Origin of the sequence: Amycolatopsis sp. NPDC026612 (genome assembly GCF_040638285.1) — a bacterium.
Lineage (GTDB): Bacteria > Actinomycetota > Actinomycetes > Mycobacteriales > Pseudonocardiaceae > Amycolatopsis.
This window is the reverse complement of record NZ_JBEZYB010000012.1, coordinates 16,741-35,552: the sequence shown is the minus strand read 5'-3', so window position 1 is coordinate 35,552 and position 18,812 is coordinate 16,741. Positions and strand designations below refer to the sequence as shown.

17 protein-coding genes and 1 pseudogene are annotated in these 18,812 nt (G+C 71.9%); 11 read left to right on the top strand and 7 right to left on the bottom strand.

The window, feature by feature from the left end; genetic code table 11:
• Positions 1–149: 149 nt before the first annotated feature.
• The 6 genes from paaZ (at position 150) to paaE (ending at position 5,894) form a co-directional block, all read left to right on the top strand.
• Positions 150–2,180 carry a phenylacetic acid degradation bifunctional protein PaaZ gene (gene paaZ / locus AB0F15_RS14695; protein WP_360270069.1) on the top strand — a complete coding sequence of 677 codons (2,031 nt, stop codon included), beginning with the start codon at positions 150–152 and terminating at the stop codon, positions 2,178–2,180.
• The gene (gene paaA / locus AB0F15_RS14690; RefSeq protein WP_360270067.1) at positions 2,177–3,118 is read left to right on the top strand and encodes a 1,2-phenylacetyl-CoA epoxidase subunit PaaA; all 942 of its coding nucleotides are present in this window, start codon (positions 2,177–2,179) and stop codon (positions 3,116–3,118) included. The genes paaZ and paaA overlap by 4 nt, the downstream gene beginning before the upstream one ends.
• A 68-nt stretch (positions 3,119–3,186) precedes the next feature.
• Positions 3,187–3,471, top strand: a complete 285-nt coding sequence (gene paaB, locus AB0F15_RS14685; protein WP_247025279.1) for a 1,2-phenylacetyl-CoA epoxidase subunit PaaB — start codon at positions 3,187–3,189, stop codon at positions 3,469–3,471.
• Entirely contained in the window at positions 3,468–4,325 is an 858-nt protein-coding gene (paaC, locus tag AB0F15_RS14680; protein ID WP_360270065.1) for a 1,2-phenylacetyl-CoA epoxidase subunit PaaC, read from the top strand. The genes paaB and paaC overlap by 4 nt, the downstream gene beginning before the upstream one ends.
• A 23-nt stretch (positions 4,326–4,348) precedes the next feature.
• The gene (gene paaD / locus AB0F15_RS14675; protein WP_360270265.1) at positions 4,349–4,840 is read left to right on the top strand and encodes a 1,2-phenylacetyl-CoA epoxidase subunit PaaD; all 492 of its coding nucleotides are present in this window, start codon (positions 4,349–4,351) and stop codon (positions 4,838–4,840) included.
• 1 nt (position 4,841) lies between these two features.
• A complete protein-coding gene (gene paaE, locus AB0F15_RS14670; protein ID WP_360270063.1) occupies positions 4,842–5,894 on the top strand; it encodes a 1,2-phenylacetyl-CoA epoxidase subunit PaaE in 1,053 nt (350 codons plus the stop codon).
• Positions 5,895–5,896: 2 nt separating this feature from the next.
• Here paaE and AB0F15_RS14665 read toward each other — a convergent pair whose 3' ends face one another.
• From AB0F15_RS14665 to ccrA, 5 genes are all read right to left on the bottom strand, one after another.
• Positions 5,897–7,642 carry a toll/interleukin-1 receptor domain-containing protein gene (locus AB0F15_RS14665; protein ID WP_360270061.1) on the bottom strand — a complete coding sequence of 582 codons (1,746 nt, stop codon included), beginning with the start codon at positions 7,640–7,642 and terminating at the stop codon, positions 5,897–5,899.
• A 66-nt stretch (positions 7,643–7,708) separates the two neighbouring features.
• On the bottom strand, positions 7,709–8,845 hold the full coding sequence (locus AB0F15_RS14660) for an adenylate/guanylate cyclase domain-containing protein (protein ID WP_360270059.1): 1,137 nt from the start codon (positions 8,843–8,845) through the stop codon (positions 7,709–7,711).
• 3 nt (positions 8,846–8,848) lie between these two features.
• Entirely contained in the window at positions 8,849–9,301 is a 453-nt protein-coding gene (locus AB0F15_RS14655; protein ID WP_360270058.1) for a universal stress protein, read from the bottom strand.
• A 93-nt stretch (positions 9,302–9,394) separates the two neighbouring features.
• The gene (locus AB0F15_RS14650; protein WP_360270264.1) at positions 9,395–10,642 is read right to left on the bottom strand and encodes a chromosome segregation protein; all 1,248 of its coding nucleotides are present in this window, start codon (positions 10,640–10,642) and stop codon (positions 9,395–9,397) included.
• A 166-nt stretch (positions 10,643–10,808) separates the two neighbouring features.
• On the bottom strand, positions 10,809–12,149 hold the full coding sequence (gene ccrA, locus AB0F15_RS14645; protein WP_360270056.1) for a crotonyl-CoA carboxylase/reductase: 1,341 nt from the start codon (positions 12,147–12,149) through the stop codon (positions 10,809–10,811).
• Positions 12,150–12,355: 206 nt separating this feature from the next.
• On the opposite strand from ccrA, the gene AB0F15_RS14640 reads away from it, so the two are divergent.
• A complete protein-coding gene (locus tag AB0F15_RS14640; RefSeq protein WP_360270054.1) occupies positions 12,356–12,724 on the top strand; it encodes an SPW repeat protein in 369 nt (122 codons plus the stop codon).
• A 19-nt stretch (positions 12,725–12,743) separates the two neighbouring features.
• Positions 12,744–13,316 (top strand): TetR/AcrR family transcriptional regulator, encoded by a 573-nt coding sequence (locus AB0F15_RS14635; protein WP_360270053.1) that lies wholly within the window; start codon positions 12,744–12,746, stop codon positions 13,314–13,316.
• Between the two features lie 176 nt (positions 13,317–13,492).
• Here the strand turns inward: AB0F15_RS14635 and mce are convergent, their stop codons facing one another.
• Positions 13,493–13,948: a methylmalonyl-CoA epimerase gene (gene mce, locus AB0F15_RS14630; RefSeq protein WP_360270051.1), complete on the bottom strand. Its 456-nt coding sequence runs from the start codon at positions 13,946–13,948 to the stop codon at positions 13,493–13,495.
• A gap of 137 nt (positions 13,949–14,085) precedes the next feature.
• Here mce and AB0F15_RS14625 point away from each other — a divergent pair, with 137 nt between their 5' ends.
• From AB0F15_RS14625 to AB0F15_RS14615, 3 genes are all read left to right on the top strand, one after another.
• Positions 14,086–15,273, top strand: a complete 1,188-nt coding sequence (locus AB0F15_RS14625) for an acetyl-CoA C-acetyltransferase (protein ID WP_360270050.1) — start codon at positions 14,086–14,088, stop codon at positions 15,271–15,273.
• Positions 15,274–16,239: a methylmalonyl Co-A mutase-associated GTPase MeaB gene (gene meaB / locus AB0F15_RS14620; protein WP_360270048.1), complete on the top strand. Its 966-nt coding sequence runs from the start codon at positions 15,274–15,276 to the stop codon at positions 16,237–16,239.
• Between the two features lie 273 nt (positions 16,240–16,512).
• Complete coding sequence (locus AB0F15_RS14615) at positions 16,513–17,238, top strand: peptidylprolyl isomerase (RefSeq protein ID WP_360270046.1); 726 nt, start codon at positions 16,513–16,515, stop codon at positions 17,236–17,238.
• 170 nt (positions 17,239–17,408) lie between these two features.
• Here AB0F15_RS14615 and AB0F15_RS14610 read toward each other — a convergent pair.
• Positions 17,409–18,773: pseudogene (locus tag AB0F15_RS14610) on the bottom strand (PLP-dependent aminotransferase family protein); the annotation flags it as partial.
• Positions 18,774–18,812: the final 39 nt, after the last annotated feature.

Below are 18,812 nucleotides of genomic sequence, written 5' to 3'. Positions count from 1 at the left end.
ACCGAATGGACGGTCACCTGGCGGTGCGGCTCAGTAAAGGCAGAGGTCGGCCCCGGTGTCAAGCGTTCGCCCTTCCGATCTTCGGCCGCAGCGGATACCATGCGATTAACTGAACGTACGGTAGGTAATTCGGTGGAGGTCGGGACCTGATGGCAGTGCTGCGCAGTTACGTCTCCGGGGAGTGGCACACGGCAGCGGACGAAGGCCTCCCGCTGCACGACGCGGCCACGGGCGAGGAGGTCGCCCGGATCTCCTCCGCGGGGGTCGACTTCGCCGCCGCCCTCGAGCACGGCCGCCGGGTGGGCGGCCCTGCCCTGCGGGAGCTGACGTTCCACCAGCGTGCGGCCCTGCTCAAGGCGCTGGCCTCGCACCTGCGCGAGCACCGGGAGGAGCTGTACGCCCTCTCCGCGAAGACCGGCGCCACGCTCGGTGACTCGAAGTTCGACATCGACGGCGGCATCGGTGTGCTGTTCAGCTACGCCTCGAAGGGCAAGCGCGAGCTGCCGAACGACACCGTTTACGTCGAGGGTGCCGTCGAGCCGCTTTCGCGCGGGGGCACGTTCGTGGCGCAGCACATCGCGACCCCGCTGCGGGGCGTCGCCGTGCAGATCAACGCGTTCAACTTCCCGGTCTGGGGGCCGCTGGAGAAGTTCGCGCCCGCGTTCCTCGCCGGTGTGCCGAGCCTGGTCAAGCCGGCCAGCTCGACGGCGTACCTGACCGCGCGGGTGGTCGAGCTGATCGTCGAGTCCGGCATCCTGCCCGAGGGCTCGCTGCAGTTCGTCGCCGGCAGTGTCGGCGACCTGCTGGACCACGTCACCGCGCAGGACCTCGTGTCGTTCACCGGCTCGGCGTCGACGGCGCAGAAGCTGCGGACCCACCCGGCGATCGTGCGCCACGCCGTCCGGTTCAACGCCGAGGCCGACTCGCTGAACTGCTCGATCCTCGGTCCGGACGCGGTCAAGGGCACCACCGAGTTCGACCTGTTCGTCAAGCAGCTGATTACCGAGATGACGGTGAAGGCGGGGCAGAAGTGCACCGCGATCCGCCGGGCGTTCGTCCCGGCGGAGCTGCTGGACGACGTCGCCGCCGCCGCGTCCGAGCGGCTCGCGAAGGTGACGGTCGGCAACCCGTCGTCGGAGGGCGTCCGGATGGGGGCGCTGGCCAGCCTGGAGCAGCGCGAGGAGGTCCGGCGGTCGCTGAAGGCGCTGCTGGACGCCGGGAGCGTCGTCTTCGGCGACCCCGAGCACGTCGACGTCGTGGACGCCGACGCCGAGCGCGGCGCGTTCATCTCCCCGGTGCTGCTCAAGGCCGACCCCGAGCGCTCCGAGCCGCACGAGGTCGAGGCGTTCGGCCCGGTCTCGACGCTGATGCCCTACACGTCCACCGAGCAGGTCGTCGACTTCGCCGCGCGCGGTGGCGGCAGCCTGGCCGGCTCGGTCGTGTCGGCGGACAAGGAGTTCGTGCGCGAGGTCGTCCTCGGCGTGGCGCCGTTCCACGGACGGCTGCTGGTGCTCGACGCCGACGACGCGAAGGAGTCCACCGGCCACGGTTCGCCGATGCCGCAGCTGGTCCACGGCGGGCCGGGCCGGGCCGGCGGCGGCGAGGAGATGGGCGGCATCCGGGGCGTGCTGCACCACATGCAGCGCACCGCCGTGCAGGGTTCGCCCACGGTGCTGTCGGCCGTCACCGGCCGCTGGGTCGCCGGCGCGCCGCGCACCGAAGGCGACGTCCACCCGTTCCGGAAGTCCCTGGCGGAGCTGCGCATCGGTGACTCCGTCGTCGCCGGGCCGCGCACGGTCACGCAGGAGGACATCGACCACTTCGCCGAGTTCACCGGCGACACGTTCTACGCGCACACCGACCCCGCGGCCGCGGCCGCGAACCCGCTGTTCGGCGGGATCGTCGCCCACGGGTACCTGATCGTCTCGTTCGCGGCGGGGCTGTTCGTCTCGCCCGAGCCGGGCCCGGTGCTGGCCAACTACGGCCTGGAGAACCTCCGGTTCCTCACCCCGGTCAAGGTCGGCGACGCGCTGACGGTGACGTTGACCGCCAAGCAGATCACCCCGCGGATCGACCAGGACTACGGCGAGGTCCGCTGGGACGCCGACGTCACCAACGCCGGCGGCGAGTCCGTCGCGAAGTACGACGTCCTGACCCTCGTGTCGAAGGAGCAGCCGTGACCGCCACTGTGCCCGAGACCGAACTCGAAGCGCTGTTCGAGCACACCATCGAGCGCGACCAGCGGATCGAGCCGCGCGACTGGGTGCCCGACGGCTACCGCAAGACGATGATCCGGCAGATCGCGCAGCACGCGCACTCGGAGATCATCGGGATGCAGCCGGAGGGCAACTGGATCACGCGGGCGCCGTCACTGCGGCGCAAGGCGATCCTGCTGGCCAAGGTGCAGGACGAGGCCGGCCACGGGCTCTACCTGTACTCGGCCGCGGCGACGCTGGGTGCGGACCGGGCCGACCTGACCGACAAGCTGATCACCGGCAGGCAGAAGTACTCGTCGATCTTCAACTACCCGACGCTGACCTTCGCCGACGTCGGCGTGATCGGCTGGCTGGTCGACGGCGCCGCGATCTGCAACCAGGTGCCGCTGTGCCGGTCTTCCTACGGGCCGTACGCGCGGGCGATGATCCGGATCTGCAAGGAGGAGTCCTTCCACCAGCGGCAGGGCTACGAGCTGCTGATGACGATGATGAAGGGCACCGGCCAGCAGCGGGCGATGGTCCAGGAGGCCGTCAACCGCTGGTGGTGGCCGTCGCTGATGATGTTCGGACCGCCGGACGCCGATTCGCCGAACACCGCGCAGTCGATGGCGTGGAAGGTCAAGCGCCACACCAACGACGAGCTGCGGCAGCGGTTCGTGGACATGTCGGTGCCGCAGGCCGAAGCCCTCGGCGTCACGTTCCCGGACCCCGACCTGAAGTGGAACCCCGGGCGCGGCCACTACGACTTCGGCGCGGTGGACTGGGACGAGTTCAAGAACGTGCTGAAGGGCAACGGGCCCTGCAACGCTTCGCGGATCGCGCACCGGCGCCGGGCCCACGAGGACGGCGCTTGGGTCCGCGAAGCCGCCGTCGCGCACGCCGGAAAGAAGGAGCGCAAGTGACCGACCTGACGGCCGAAGGCGGCCACGGCGCCGTCCCGCTGGACGGCGTCCCCGCCGCCCCGGGCCCGATCAAGCACGACTGGCCGCTGTACGAGGTGTTCGTCCGCGGCAAGCGCGGGCTGAACCACGTGCACGTCGGATCGCTGCACGCGGCCGACGACGAGATGGCGCTGCACCACGCGCGCGACCTCTACACGCGCCGCAACGAAGGCGTGTCGATCTGGGTCGTGCGCGCGGCGGACATCACGGCGTCGTCGCCGGACGAGAAGGACCCGTTCTTCGCCCCGAGCGGCGACAAGGTCTACCGGCACCCGACCTTCTACGACATCCCCGAGGAGGTGCCGCACATATGAGTTTCGACAACGTGTACGAGTCGCTGACCGAGGAGAACGACGCCCGCTGGGCGTTCGGCACCGGTTTCGAAGACCCGCTGTCCGGAGTGGACACCTCGGTCCCGTCCGGTGTGGACGGTGCGCGGCTGGCGGCGTACTGCCTGATGCTCGGCGACGACGCGCTGATCTTCTCCCACCGGCTCCAGGAGTGGTGCACCAACGCGCCCGAGCTGGAGGACGAGGTCGCCATCGCCAACATCGCCCTGGACCTGCTGGGGCAGGCGCGGCTACTGCTCGCCCGCGCCGGCAAGGCCGACGGCTCATCGCGCACGGAGGACCAGTTCGCGTTCTCCCGCGCCGAAAACGAGTTCCGCAACGTCCGGCTCGCGGAGCTGGGCGGCGGGCACTTCGGCCACCTGATCGCGCGCCTGTTCGTGTTTTCCACGTGGCGGCTGGCGCTGCTGCAGCGGCTGGTGGCCGGGGTCGACCCGGTGCTGGCCGCGATCGCGGACAAGGGCGTCAAGGAGGTGACCTACCACCGCGACTACGCGGCGCAGTGGCTGGTCCGCCTCGGCGACGGAACGCCGTTGTCGCACTCGCGGATGCAGGAGGGCCTGGACGCGGTCTGGCCGTACGTGGGGGAGCTGTTCCGCACGCACCCCACGGAATTCGTGGACGCGGCGTCCCTGCGGCCGGAGTTCGACGCGGTGCTGGACCAGGTCCTCGTGGCTTCGACGTTGTCCCGGCCGTCGTCCGGCGAGCTCGCCGGGGTTTCCGGCCGGACGGGCCGCGACGGCGTCCACACCGAGCAGCTGGGGTTCCTGCTGGCGGAGCTGCAGAGCGTCGCCCGCGCCATGCCGGACGCGCGGTGGTGATCGAAAAAGTGGTGATCGAAAAAGTGGTGACCGCGGCCGCGGTGGCCGCCACGGTCACCGACCCCGAGCTGCCGATGCTGACGCTGGCGGACCTGGGCGTGCTGCGCTCGGTGGCCGAGTCCGACGGCCGGGTGGTCGTCGCGATCACGCCGACGTACACCGGCTGCCCGGCGATGGACACCATGCGCGACGACCTGGAGCACGCGCTGCTCGCGGCGGGTTTCGACGACGTCGAGATCCGGACGCAGCTGTCGCCGGCGTGGACGTCGGACTGGATTTCGGCCGCGGGACGGCACAAGCTGGCCTCGGCCGGGATCGCGCCCCCGGGCGCGGCGCCGCAGCGGTCGCCGGGACCGATCCCGCTGACGCTGTCGGCGCCGGTGTCGCGGGTGCGCTGCCCGCACTGCGGTTCCGCGGACACCGAGGAGCAGTCCCGTTTCGGCGCGACGGCGTGCAAGGCGCTGCGGCGCTGCCGCGCGTGTCTGGAGCCGTTCGAGCACGTCAAGGAGATCTGAAGTGGCGCGGTTTCACGAGCTGACGGTGGCGGGCGTCGAGCGGCTGTGCGACGACGCCGTCGCGGTGACCTTCGACGTGCCCGCGTCGCTGGCTTCGGAGTACGCCTTCAAGCCGGGCCAGTCACTGACGCTGCGGCGGTCGATCGACGGGCGCGACGAGCGCCGGTCGTATTCGATCTGCGCGCCGGCCGGTTCCCCTCCCCGGGTCGGCGTGCGGTTGGTGCCGGACGGGTTCTTCTCGTCGTGGCTGGTCAGCGAGGTCCGGCCCGGCGACACCATCGAGGTGGCCCCGCCGACGGGCTCGTTCACCCCGGACCTGTCCGCGGGCGGCCACCACGTCCTGATCGCGGCGGGCTCGGGCATCACGCCGGTGCTGTCGATCGTGGCGTCGCTGCTGGACACCCCGGACGCGACGGTGACGGTGCTGTACGGCAACCGCCGCACCGACACGGTGATGTTCGCGGACGAGCTGGCGGACCTGAAGGACCGGGCGCCCTCGCGGCTGGAGCTGATCCACGTGCTCTCGCGCGAGCCGCGCGAGGCGGAGCTGTTCACCGGCCGCTTGGACGTCCCGAAGCTGCGCACGCTGCTCTCTTCGCTGGTGCCGGTGTCCTCCGTGGACCACTGGTGGCTGTGCGGCCCGTTCGAGATGGTGACGGGCGCGCAGGAGCTGCTGGCCTCGCTGGGCGTGCCCGGATCGCGGGTGCACCAGGAGCTGTTCTACGTGGACACGCCCCCGGCCCCGGTGGAGCATCTCGATCCGGCGGTGGCGGGGGAGTCGTCGGAGGTGTCCGTGGTCCTGGACAGCCGGGCCACGACCATGACGTTGCCCCGGTCCTCGTCGGTGCTCGACGGGGCCCAGAAGTTCCGCCCGGACCTGCCGTTCGCGTGCAAGGGCGGGGTGTGCGGGACGTGCCGGGCCCGCGTGACGGAGGGCAAGGTCGACCTGCGGCGCAACTTCGCGCTGGAGAAGGCCGAGGTCGAAGCGGGATTCGTGCTGACGTGCCAGTCGTACCCGGTGTCGGAGACGCTCACGGTCGACTTCGACGCCTGAGGTCAGCCGAGATCGGTTTCCTCAGCGTCCACGAAGCCCCAGTCGCGAGCCAGGCGGGTCAGGGCTTTCGTGGCCCAGGCCCGCCGTTCGTTGCGGTCCAGGCCGATCGGGGCGACCACGGTCACTGCGCCCTGGGGATTCGGCCGGCCCTCCGGTTTGCCGAACACCGACAGGTCGACCGCCTCCGGAACGTCGGCCTTGACCTGCAGTTCCACCGTCGGCGGGGCCAGCAGCACGGCGTTCCCGGGCTCGGCCACCAGCGCCCCGGGGACCACGACGGCCGCGGTGTCCCACGCCGCCGTCCACAACTCGACGACTTCGCTCGCCGTGATCCGCAGATTCGCCTGGAACTCGACGGAAACCGTGATCGCCGACGTCAGGCTGTTCGGCAGCATGACGCGCGCGACCGCGCGCATGCTCTCGCCGGCCGACTGGTCGTACCGAGCGTCCCGTCCCGTCTGGCGGACGTCCGGTCCACTCGCCCGCACCCACGGGGGTGGCGGGATCGGTCCGTCCCACCAGCGGAACAGCAACGGTATCTGCGCGCTGATCTCGGCCTGGGGGAGGGCCGATTCGAGCTGCTCGCGGGTCTGCCGGGTGATCTCGAGGTCTTCGTCCAGTTGCCACGGCAGGGTGGCGATGGCTCGCACGGTCAGGTCCGCGGGCCCGGCCACCGGCAGCCGGAAGGCTTGCCGCGCCTCCATGCTCAGCCGCGGTTTGGGCTGCCACCGTGGTTCGGGATCGCGGGGCAGGACACCCGCTTTCCACGTCCCGCCGTCCAGGTCGACTACGCGGGCCGTGGCATCGAGGTGGTCCGTGGCTGGGAACCCCGGACCGTCCGGGAAACCCGGCAGGGCCGCGAGGTCGTCCCACACCGCACCGGCGACCGCCACGGCCTGCCGGCCGGCGACGGCGCAGAGCACGGCGTCGCCGGTGAAGTGCTGGACCCAGCCAGGTCCCTCTGGAAAGGCACGATCGGTCGCCTCGCCCAGCCGGCCTCCGGCCCGTCGGAAGGCAACTTCGAAAGCCCGTTTCGTTCGTGGATCAGCACCTTCGCCGACGCCGATGCGGGGTGCGGCGGACGGGCCCGGAACCGTCATCGACCCGACGCTCCCGACCTGGACCACCGATCCGGAGACAGTGCCGGTGATCTCGTTCCGGATTCCGGTGGCCGGTCGCCGCGCCGGAGTGGACGGCGGAGCCGGCCGCGACTTCAGTTCCGGCTTCGGTCCCAGCGGCGGCTCGAGGATCGCGGGCTGGTTCGTGAGCAGCCGCAGGAGCCGCTCCGCACCTTCGACGGTGAAGTCCGAAACCGGATACGCCTCCGGTCCCAGGAAGTCCGGCACGTCGAGTTCACTCCGGCCGGGCAGCACAACGGGAACGACCCGGTTCAGCGCGTGCTGGTCGGCGAAGAAGGCGTCGCGGATCAGCCGGGCTTCCCATCGGACGCTGCGCTCCTCACTCGCGTCACCGCGGCCCTCGGCGTGCCGGCGGTACGCGGGGGACGCGATCACCAGCACGTAGGCGGCTTCCCGGATCTGCTGGGCCCGCCACAACGCCCAGTCCCGGCGCTGCGGCGCCTCACCCACATCGAGCCGCGCGTCGACGCCACAGGACCGCAGCAGCTCCCAGAGCCGGAGCACGGACTCCTCGTGCGACGGGTCGTCCGGTTCCCGGGCGTACGAGATGAACACCCCGGACGGCTGCGGTCCGGCTTCCGGCTCACCGGGACCGGAGTGTCCCGCCACGCACGCCTCCCAGCCTCGTCCCGCGAAAGGGGGCAGTCTACCGAGCGGGGGATCGGTGCCGGCCGCTCAGAGGAGGCGTCCCCGTCGGCGACGGCGCGGGCGTTCCGAGGGCGCCGGCTCTCCGGCGTCCTCGGGTTCCTTCCCGGCCGGCTCGCGCACGGCCGGTTCCCTGAGTCCCAGCATCTCCGCCGCCAGCTCCTGCGAACTCGCGAACATCCCCGTCGGTGCCGCCGGGGCCCGGCGCAGCGCGGCCGGCCGCAGGCGGTTGTACCCCCGGACCGTCACCGGCCTGCGGGCACGCAGCTCGTACGCCTTCTCGTCCGCCAGTTCCGCGGCCAGTTCGCGGTCGACCAGGATCGTCCCGGGGCGGGCCACCGACGTCAGGCGGGCCGCCAGGTTGACCACCGAGCCGTACACGTCGCCGAAACGCGCGAGGATGCGGCCCGAGGCCATGCCCGCGCGGACCGCGGGCAGGGTTTCGTCCGCCGACGTGCGCTCGGTCAGCGTCAGGGCGATCTCCGCCGCGTCGACCGGCGAGTCCGCCACGAACAGGACCTCGTCGCCGATCATCTTCACCACCCGGCCGTGGTGCTCGGCGATCACCTCGGTCGCCACGCTCTCGAACGCATCGAGCACGCGGCTCAGCTCTTCCTCGCCGATCTGGCGCGTCAGCCGCGTGTAGCCGACCATGTCGACGAACCCGACCACTTCCGTGCGGGCCTCGACGTTGTCGCCCGCCGCCGCGAACGCCCGGCCCGCGTACGCCGCCAGGTGCCGTCGCCAGACGAAGTTCTGCACCCGCTCGAGTTCGGGCAGCAAGCGGTCGACCAGGCGGGTCACCTGCCGCTCGCTGCCGCCCAGTTCCGGCTGTTCCTTGATCAGCTCCCACAGCATGTCGACCTGCCACTCGGCCAGCCGTGACAGGTGCTGGCCGAGCGCGCGCGTCACCGACACCTCGATGCCCTGCTCGATCAGTCCCGACTGGACCAGCTGGTCGGCGGTCCGCATCGCCTCGACGTCCGCGTCGGTGAAGACGACCTCGTCGTCGCGGACGGTCGCGAATCCCAGTGCGCGCCAGAGCCGGCGTGACCGCTCGTCGGGCACGCCGGCCTTCTCCGCCACTTCGAGCCGGGTGTACTTCCGCCTGCCGCCGAGCAGGACGCGTTCGAGCCGCTGCTGAAGTTCCTCGCTCGAATCGGTCACGGCTCAGGTCGTGTGGACGATCAGCACGTCCACGCCGGACTTGCGGGCCACCTCCGACGGCACCGAGCCCAGGATCCGGCCGGCGATCGTGTTCAGCCCCCGGTTGCCGACCACCAGCAGGTCGGCTTCGCGCTCGCGCACCACCTTGCGCAGCGAGTCGACCGGGTCACCCTTCACCGCGACCGTGTCGATCTTCTCCGCGCCCGCGCGCGTGGCCCGGTCCCGCGCCGACTGCAGGGTGTCTTCGGCCGGCGCCGAGCCGACGACCTGGTACGCCTCCTCGCCGAGGATGTCCTGGGCCTTGTCGACGTCGGACTGGCTCGCCGGGTAGAAGGCGCACGCGATGACGAGCGTGGCGCCCGCGTCGCCGGCCACCGCCGCCGCGCGGTCCACCGCCGCGAACGAGGACTCCGAGCCGTCCGTGCCCACCACCACGGTCCGATATGCCGCACCCATGCGCAAAACCTCCAGGTGATCCCGCGTGAGCAGGGACGATAGCCGGTCGTCGACGACCGTGCAGACCCGTCCGAGCCCGTGTCGGGTGGAAGGTTACTCGCCAGTCGCTTTCCGCGCTCCGCTCGGCCGGGGAGCCGGCTTCGGCGTGGCCTTGGGGGTCAGCTTGGGGGCGGGCTTGGCCCCGGGCCGGGGCCCGGACTTCGGCTTCGGCACGTCGGAGGCGCGGATCCGGATCGTCTCCTCGACGTCGGTGACCCGGACCGTCTTCTCGGTCTCGTCCACGGCCGCGGCGTCCGATTCGCCGGCCTTGGCCGTGTTGTCCCCGTTGTCGGCGTTGTCCGCGGCGCGGTCGGTCTTGACGTCGGCCGGCACCTTCACCTCGTCGCCGAGGACGGTGTGCGCCTCGGCCAGCACCGCCCGCGCCGCGCGCACCTGCTCGGCCAGCCCGCCGCGCACCTTCCGCAGCGCGTCGACCCGCTCGTTCGCCTGGGTGATCCGCCGGTTCGACTCCTCGGTCGCCGTCGTCACGCGGCGCCGCGCCTCGTCGGCGGCCTCCGCGAGCCGGGCGTTGGCCTCGGTGATCGAGTCCTGACGGCGCTTGTTCGCCTCCGCGACCGACTCCCGCTGACGGCGGTCGATGTCCGCCTTCGCCGCCTTCTCCTCTTCGAGGACCTTCGCGCGGATGTCGGCGGCGTCCTGCGTGGCCTCCTGGACACGCCGCGCGGCTTCGGCCTTGCTCGCCGCTTCCTGCTCGGCCAGCACCCGCATCGCCTCGGTGCGGCGCGAGGCCATCGCGATGTCGAAGTCTTCTTCGACCTTGGTGCGGCGCTCCTGGGACTCGGTGTCGAGCCGCTTGCGCTCCGCGTCGGCCTTGTCGGTGATCTCCTTGGCCTGCGCGCGGGCGTCCTCGAGCACCTTGCGGTGCTCCGCCTCCATCTCCTTGCGGCGCAGGTCGAGCTCGGTGAGCAGCTGCTCGTAGCGAGCCCGCATGGCGCTCGCGTCCGTCTCGGCCTTGGCCCGGATGTGCCCGGCCTCGGCTTCGGCGCGGGCGCGGGTGTCGGCGGACTCGTCTTGCGCCAGGCGCAGCATCCGCTGGAGCCGCTCGGACAGGCCTTCGACGCTCGTCGGCGGCTGTGCCAGCCGGTCGACCTGCCCGCGCAGGTCCGCGATTTCGCCGCGCGCGATCTCCAGCTGGCGGGCGAGGTCGCCCGCCTGCGCGATGGCGGCGTCCCGATCCGCGGTGAGCATCTTCAGATCGGCGTCCAGCCGTTCGAGGTGCTCGTCGACCTGCGCCCGGCTGTACCCGCGCTTCGCCACGTCGAAGCCGGCTCCCAGCGGCACAAGCTCCCGTTCATCGCCAAGGCTCATGGGCCCTACCGTAGCCGCAGCCGCATCACGGAAGGGTGAGCACCCGTGCGGTGCGCCGAACGAGCCGCCTCGTGCGGCGAGAGAACCTGGCCGCACGCAGGCGATCCGCCGTTCGCAGATCGCCTGCGTGCACGCGGTTTCAGGCGCCGCGGAACGCGTTGATCCCCTCGATGTGCTTCGCGCGCTTCTCTTCGTCGCGCACGCCGAGACCTTCCTGCGGGGCGAGCGCGAGCACGCCGACCTTGCCCTGGTGGGCGTTGCGGTGGACGTCCAGGGCCGCCTGCCCGGTCTCCTCCAGCGCGTAGGTCTTCGACAGCGTCGGGTGGATCAGACCTTTCGCGATCAGCCGGTTCGCCTCCCACGACTCGCGGTAGTTCGCGAAGTGGGAGCCGATGATCCGCTTCAGGTTCATCCACAGGTAGCGGTTGTCGTACTGGTGCATGTACCCCGAAGTCGACGCGCACGTGACGATCGTCCCGCCCTTGCGCGCGGCGTAGACGGACGCGCCGAAGGTCTCCCGGCCCGGGTGCTCGAACACGATGTCCGGGTCGTCGCCGCCGGTCAGCTCGCGGATCTTCGCGCCGAAGCGCTGCCACTCCTTCGGGTCCTGCTCGTGCTCGTCCTTCCAGAACCGGTAGCCCTCGGCGCTGCGGTCGATGATCAGCTCGGCGCCGAGCTTCCGGCAGATCGCCGCCTTCTCGGGGCTGGACACGACGCACACGGGGATGGCCCCGCCGTTCAGCGCGTACTGCGTCGCGTAGGAGCCGAGGCCGCCCGAAGCGCCCCAGATCAGGACGACGTCACCCTGCTTCATGTCCGCGCCGTTGCGCGAGACGAGCTGGCGGTAGGCCGTCGAGTTGACCAGGCCGGGCGAGGCCGCCTCTTCCCAGGTCAGGTGGTCCGGCTTCGGCATCAGCTGGTTGGCCTTGACCAGCGCGAGCTCGGCGAGCCCGCCGAAGTTGGTCTCGAAGCCCCAGATCCGCTGCTCGGTGTCGAGCATCGTGTCGTTGTGCCCGTCCGGGCTTTCGAGCTCGACGTTCAGGCAGTGCGCGACCACCTCGTCGCCCGGCTTCCAGTTGTGGACGCCGGCACCGGTGCGCAGCACGACGCCGGACAGGTCGGAACCGACGACGTGGTAGGGCAGGTCGTGCCGCTTCGCCAGCGGCGAGAGCTTCCCGTACTTCTTGAGGAACTTGAACGTCGGGATCGGTTCGAAGATCGACGTCCACACGGTGTTGTAGTTGATGGCGCTCGCCATCACCGCGACCAGCGCCTCGCCGGGCCCGAGCTCCGGCACGGGAACGTCGTCGACGTGCAGTGACTTGCGGGGGTCCTTGTCCCGGCTCTCGAGGCCCTCGAACATGTCGACCTCGTCGGCGTGCACGGTCACCCCGCGGTAGCTCTCGGGCACGGGCAAGGACCCGACCGCGGCGGACTCGCCGGTCAGGATGGCTTGCTGGATCTCGCCGAGCTGCGTCATCGGTTCCTCCGCGGAAATGGGGGTCAACGGCGTTGGCGGCAGAAATTACTCGCCGGTAACACGCGCCCACAACTGTACGAGACGGACAGCACCATTACACCTAGAACTGTGACCCACCGATCTTGACCGGCTGGCCAGTCAAGCGGATCATCGGCAGCGGGGACACCCACCCGAACAGCAGTTTCGCCAAACGGAGGTGAGCACGAATGAGTGAAGTCTCTACGCGCGCCTGGACCCGGCCGCACGACTGGGCCGAGGTCGTCATCGGGGTGGTCGCCGCTCTTTCACCCCTTTGGTTGAGCGCGGACTCGACCGCGATGTGGACGATGGTCGTCCTGGGCGCTCTGATCGCACTCGACGGCCTGGTCTCGCTCGCGATGCCGGGCATGGTCTACGGCGAAGGCATCCAGATCGCGCTCGGCGTGCTGCTCTTCATCGCGCCGTGGGTGATGGGATACACCGAGTTCAACGGCGCTTCCTGGACGTCCTGGATCGCCGGGGTGCTGACGGTCGTCGCCGGCGCGGCAGCGATGCCGGTCGCGAACGCCGCGCACCGCACGGCAGGCCAGCACTGACCACGCAGGAGGCACGGGAATGACCGAGGATTCGGCGAAGGAGCGCATCCTCTGCGCCGCCGAGGCGCTCTTCGCCGAGTCCGGCTTCGACGCCACCCCGACATCGCGCATCGCCGAGCGCGCCGGGGTCCCGAAGGGGCTGGTGCACTACTACTTCCGCCACAAGTCCGACCTGCTCACCGCGCTCGTCGCCCGGCTGCCGGACGAACGCATCGAGCCGGCCGTGGTCGTCGTCCCCGGCGACCTCGCCGGCAGCCTGCGGCGGCTGGTCCACGAACTGGACCACCGCTTCAGCCGGTCCCTCGGCCTTTCCCACCTGCTGTGGCGCGAGGCCGACACCCACCACGTGGTCCGCGACGCCCTCCACGACCGCTTCCAGGTCCTGGTGCGCCAGGTCCGCGCGGTGATCCTCGCGGCAACGGCCGGCGGCCTGCCGGCGGCCGACGTGGACCGCGCATCGGGCCTCCTGGCCCGCGCGGTCAGCCACCGGCACGCGACGGCCCGCCATTCGGAAGACGACCTGCCCGCCGAGTTCGACGGCGAGCTGACCTTCATCGCCGACGCCCTCGCCGCCAAGGCAACGCCCGCGTAGCCGCTGGGCCGGTGCGCCCACGGTGTTGCGGGCGGGTGGGCGGCCGGGCTGGCCGCACGGCCGGTTGGCCGCCGGGCGGCACAGGCTGGCGACCGACTCCAGCCCGGGCCGCCGGCTCTTGTCCTGAGCGTGCGGCTGCCTCGCGCCGGAGCCGGTGCGCCGGCCGGGGCCGCCGTTCAGTGCGCGGTGCCGTCCTTGGCCGGCTCCACCAGTTCCACCAGGACGCCGCCCGCATCCTTCGGGTGGACGAAGTTGACCCGGCTGTTCGACGTACCGCGCTTCGCCTGCTCGTACAGCATCCGCAGGCCCTTTTCGCGCAGCGCCGCCGCCGCGGCGTCCACATCGGACACCCGGTACGCCAGCTGCTGCAGTCCCGGGCCGCTCTTGCCGAGGAACTTGCCGATCGCCGAATCTTCGCGCAACGGCGCCAGCAGCTGGATCTGCGTTTCCGTGCCCGCCGTGCCGGGCGCGCGCAGCATCGCCTCCCGCACCCCCTGCTCCTCGTTCACCTCCTCGTGCGCGACCTCCAAGCCGAAGTGCGCGCGGTGGAACTCGATGGCCGCGTCCAGGTCCGGGACCGCGATGCCGACGTGGTCGATGGCCGTCACGAACGGCCGCAGGGCGTCATTCATGGAGGCAGAATAGGGGGCCGCGGCACCGCGTCGAGCCGGAATCGTCGCGTGCCTCGCCTCACACTGGCTCCATCAAGAAGACCTGCTCCCGGGTATGGTCGGCGAAACTGCCCATGCGCCGATGCTTGGAGGACGCCGTGTCCGGTTCCGTGATCCTGGGTGCCGCCCGTACGCCGATCGGGCGCCTGCTGGGCTCCCTCAAGGACTTCACGGGGGCGCAGCTGGGCGGGGTCGCGATCAAGGCGGCCCTCGAACGCGCCGGGGTCTCCCCGGACGCGGTGCAGTACACGATCATGGGCCAGGTGCTGACCGCCGGCGCCGGCCAGATCCCGGCCCGCCAGGCCGCGGTCGCCGCGGGCATCCCGATGAGCGTGCCCGCCCTGACGATCAACAAGGTCTGCCTCTCCGGCCTCGACGCCATCGCGCTCGCCGACCAGCTCATCCGCGCCGGCGAGTTCGACCTCGTCGTCGCCGGCGGCCAGGAGTCGATGACCCAGGCGCCGCACCTGCTGCCCAAGTCGCGCTCCGGCTTCAAGTACGGCGACACAACCCTCGTCGACCACATGGCCTACGACGGGCTCTTCTGCGCCTTCGACCAGGTCGCCATGGGCGCCTCGACGGAGAAGCACAACGCCCGCTACGGCCTCACCCGCGAGCAGCAGGACGCGTTCTCCGCCCGCTCCCACCAGCGCGCCGCCGAGGCGATCAAGAACGGCTACTTCGCCGACGAGATCGCGCCGGTCTCCATCCCGCAGCGCAAGGGCGACCCGGTCGTCTTCGACACCGACGAGGGCGTCCGCGCCGACACCACCGCCGAAGGCCTCGCCAAGCTGCGCCCCGCCTTCGCCTCCGACGGCACCATCACCGCGGGGTCGGCCTCGCAGATCTCCGACGGTGCCGCCGCGGTCGTCGTGGCGAGCCGCGCGAAGGCCGAGGAGCTCGGCATCACGCCGCTCGCCGAGATCGGCGCGCACGGTGTCGTCGCCGGGCCCGACGCGAGCCTGCACGAGCAGCCGTCGAACGCCATCCTCGCCGCGCTGGCGAAGGCGAACCTGACCGCCGACGCGCTCGACCTCGTCGAGATCAACGAGGCCTTCGCCGCGGTCGGGCTCATCTCCACCGAGAAGCTCGGCCTCGACCCGGAGAAGGTCAACGTCAACGGCGGTGCGATCGCCCTCGGCCACCCGATCGGCGCGTCCGGCGCCCGGCTCGCGGTGCACCTGATCCACGAGCTGCGCCGCCGCGGCGGCGGGCTCGGCGCGGCCGCCTTGTGCGGTGGCGGTGGCCAGGGCGACGCCCTGCTGCTGCGGGTGCCGTCCGCGTAAGTGGCCGCCCCACTCGACCTCGACGACCTCGTCGGCCGCGCGCGGGACGGACAGCCCCGTGCCGTCGCGCGGCTGCTGTCGCTCGTCGAGGACGCCCACCCCCGCGTCGCCGAGATCGCGCGGGCGCTGACCCCGCACACCGGGCGGGCCCGGGTCGTCGGGCTCACCGGACCACCCGGTGTCGGCAAGTCGACTTCGACGTCGGCGCTGCTCACCGCGTTGCGCGCGGAGGGCAAGCGGGTCGGGGTGCTCGCGATCGACCCGTCTTCGCCGTTTTCGGGCGGGGCGCTGCTCGGCGACCGGATCCGGATGACCGAGCACGCCACCGACCCGGGCGTGTTCATCCGCTCGATGGCCACGCGCGGGCACCTCGGCGGGCTCTCGTGGGCGACTCCGCAGGCGGTGCGCGTGCTCGACGCCGCAGGCTTCGACGTCGTGCTGATCGAGACCGTCGGCGTCGGTCAGTCCGAAGTGGACGTCGTGAAACTGGCCGACACCACGGTGGTGCTGCTCGCGCCGGGCATGGGCGACGGCATCCAGGCCGCGAAGGCCGGCGTGCTGGAGATCGCCGACGTCTTCGTCGTGAACAAGGCCGACCGCGAGGGCGCCGAGGCCACGGTGCACGACCTCAAGCAGATGATCTCCTTGGCCCGCCGGGAGATCCGGGGGCCGAGCTGGCGCCAGCCGATCGTGCGGACCGTCGCGGCGAAGGGCGAGGGCGTCGACGAGGTCGTGCGGGCGCTGGCCGCGCACCACGGCTGGCTCGTGGAGCACGGCGAGCTGACCCGGCGCCGGGTGGCCCGGGCCCGCGACGAGGTCGAAGCCATCGCGCTCCGCCGGCTGCGGGCCGAGCTGGTGGACCTGCGCGGCGGGGGACGGCTCGCCGGGGTCGCCGAGCGGGTCGTGGCGCGGGAGCTCGATCCCTTCGCCGCCGCCGACGAACTGATCGCGGACCTGCGGGGTTAGCGCGGTCCTGACCGCCGACACGAGCCGCGCGAGCAGAAACCGTGCCACCACAACGGGTCCTCGCCGAAATGCCATGATGCCCTCCCGGTGCTTGCGGCGGGTTTGCCGCGTGCTCGACATCGTGCTCCGGGGGTCCGACAATTTCCGGGGTCCCGGCCGCGACGTTCACCCGATGGGCTGACGGGGGCTACTTTCGCGGGTTCTGGCTGTCGGTGCCGGGCCCTAGACTGCGGGGCGCTCCGGAACCGGGCGATCACTGGGAGGGCGTGCAGGATGAAGAAGACACTCGTCACCGCGCTGGCGGCGGGAGCGTTGTTCGTCGCCGGCAGCGGCGTCGCCGCGGCGGCCGACGCTCCGCCACCGAAGACGACCCACGGGCCGTGCCAGTACACCGAAACCCCGGACGAACCGCCCGCGCGGCCGGTGCCGCTGCCACCCGACCCGCGGCACACCCCGAGCCACGGCAAGGTCGACGTCGCGATCCCGACCAGCCAGGGCGCGCTGCCGCTGCGGCTCGACCGCGCGAAGGCGCCGTGCACCGTGCAGAGCTTCCTGCACCTGGCTCTGCACCGGTTCTACGACCACACGGTGTGCCACCGGCTGACCGCGTACCCGACGTTGAAGGTCCTGCAGTGCGGCGACCCGACCGCGACCGGCGAGGGCGGCCCCGGCTACAAGTACAAGGACGAGCTGCCGGTGGACCTGCCGCCGGCGCCGACCGACCCGACCGGGGCGCGCAAGGTCTACGCGCGCGGCTTGCTCGCGATGGCCAACGCGGGGCCGGACACGAACGGCTCGCAGTTCTTCGTCGTGTACGGCGATTCCGCGCTCCGGCCCAACTACACGGTGTTCGGCACGGTCGGTGCCGAAGGGCTGAAGACGCTGGACAAGGTGGCCGCCGGCGGGATCCAGCCGACCGCGGACGACCCGGCGCCGGTCGACGGTACGCCGGCGCTGCGGACGGAGCTGCTCCGCGTCCGGCCGGGCTGCTGGTTCTGAGCCCGGCCGGGCTCTGGTTCTGACGGTGGTCGCGGGCCGCTCCGGTGGGCGGCCCGCGGCATCTTGCTTGCTTGGCGGGACTCGCGTGATTGGGGGCGGGACTCGCGTGATTGGGGGCGGGACTTGCGTGATTGGGGGCGGGACTTGCGTGATTGGGGGCGGGACTCAGGGGTGATTTCGGTGAGGGCCTCCACCAGGGTCCGGGTGGCGCCGGCGAACGCGTGTTTCGGCGTTGCCGCGTAACCGACGATCAAGCCGCCGGGGCCGTGGGGGGTCATCCAGTGGCCGGCGAGGCCTTCGATGCCGATCGCGCGGCGGCGGCAGGCCGCCAGGGCCGTGGCCTCGGACGGGCCGTCCGGTGGGAGCATCAGCAGCAGGTGCAGGCCCGCCGCGATGCCGTGTGGCCGCACCGAATCCGGCAGGGCGGCCAGCAGCCGGGCGCGCCGGGAGCGGTATTCCGCGCGGCTGCGGCGGACGTGCCGGTCGTAGGCGCCGGAGTCGATCAGCTCGGCCAGCGCCAGCTGGTTCAGCAACGCCGGGCGGGAGCCGCTGTCGGCCATCGCCGCGCGGACCGGCTCCACCAGTGACCGCGGCAGGACCAGCCACGCCAGCCGGAGGGCCGGGGCGAGCGTCTTGCTGGCCGTGCCGGCGTACACCACGCGCTCCGGTGCGAGGGCCTGCAGCGCGCCCACCTGCTGGCGATCGAAGCGGAACTCGCCGTCGTAGTCGTCCTCCAGGACGATGGCGCCGGACCGGGCCAGTGCCGCCCGGCGGGGCGGGGCCAGCGTGACGCCGGTGGGGTACTGGTGCGCCGGGGTGACGACCACCGCCGGACTGTCCAAAGCGGACACGTCGAGGCCGTGCTCGTCGACCGGCACGCCGACCAACCGCAGGCCCTGCGCCGCCGCGATGGCCCGGTACAAACCCGACGAGGGGTCCTCGAACGCCAGTTCGCCGACGCCCAGGCCGGACAGGGCCCGGGACACCACCGCGATGGCGTGCGAGTACCCGTGGCACACCACGATCCGAGCCGGGTCGGCGACGACCCCGCGGGCGCGGGCCAGGTAGCCGGCGAGGGTGTCCCGCAGCTCCGGCGCGCCCAGCTCCGACTCGTAGCCGAACGCCGACGCCGGGGTCCGCAGCAGGGCCCGGCGGGTGGCGGTGATCCACGCCTGCCGGGGGAACGCCGTCAGGTCCGGGCGGCCCGGCCGCAGGTCCCAGCGCGGCGCCGGGTCGCGCGGTGCCTGCCGTGGCGCGGACTGGGGCAGCGATCCCGCCGTCGCCACCCGGGTCGGCGCGCCTTGGGCGGTGCGCAGGTAGCCCTCGGCGGCGAGATCGGCGTACACGCGCGTGATCGTGCCCCGGGCGACGCCCAGGTCGTGGGCCAGCGACCGGGTCGAGGGCACCGCCGCGCCCGCCTGCCACCGGCCCTCCCGGATGGCCTGGCGGATCGCCGCGGCCAGCCCGTTCCGGCCCGTCGAAGGCTGCCACCCGAGGTGGACGTCGAAGCCGGAACTGGACCACGATTCCGTCATGTGACTGGACCATACCGGTGGACCAGTTCGCAGTAGCGT

Bases quoted from the DNA above. Each gene is read 5' to 3' on its own strand.
- AB0F15_RS14640 (WP_360270054.1), top strand. From the start codon at position 12,356: ATGAGTGAAGTCTCTACGCGCGCCTGGACCCGGCCGCACGACTGGGCC.
- mce (WP_360270051.1), bottom strand. From the start codon at position 13,948: ATGAATGACGCCCTGCGGCCGTTCGTGACGGCCATCGACCACGTCGGC.
- paaZ (WP_360270069.1), top strand. From the start codon at position 150: ATGGCAGTGCTGCGCAGTTACGTCTCCGGGGAGTGGCACACGGCAGCG.
- AB0F15_RS14635 (WP_360270053.1), top strand. From the start codon at position 12,744: ATGACCGAGGATTCGGCGAAGGAGCGCATCCTCTGCGCCGCCGAGGCG.
- paaC (WP_360270065.1), top strand. From the start codon at position 3,468: ATGAGTTTCGACAACGTGTACGAGTCGCTGACCGAGGAGAACGACGCC.
- AB0F15_RS14615 (WP_360270046.1), top strand. From the start codon at position 16,513: ATGAAGAAGACACTCGTCACCGCGCTGGCGGCGGGAGCGTTGTTCGTC.
- ccrA (WP_360270056.1), bottom strand. From the start codon at position 12,149: ATGACGCAGCTCGGCGAGATCCAGCAAGCCATCCTGACCGGCGAGTCC.
- AB0F15_RS14655 (WP_360270058.1), bottom strand. From the start codon at position 9,301: ATGGGTGCGGCATATCGGACCGTGGTGGTGGGCACGGACGGCTCGGAG.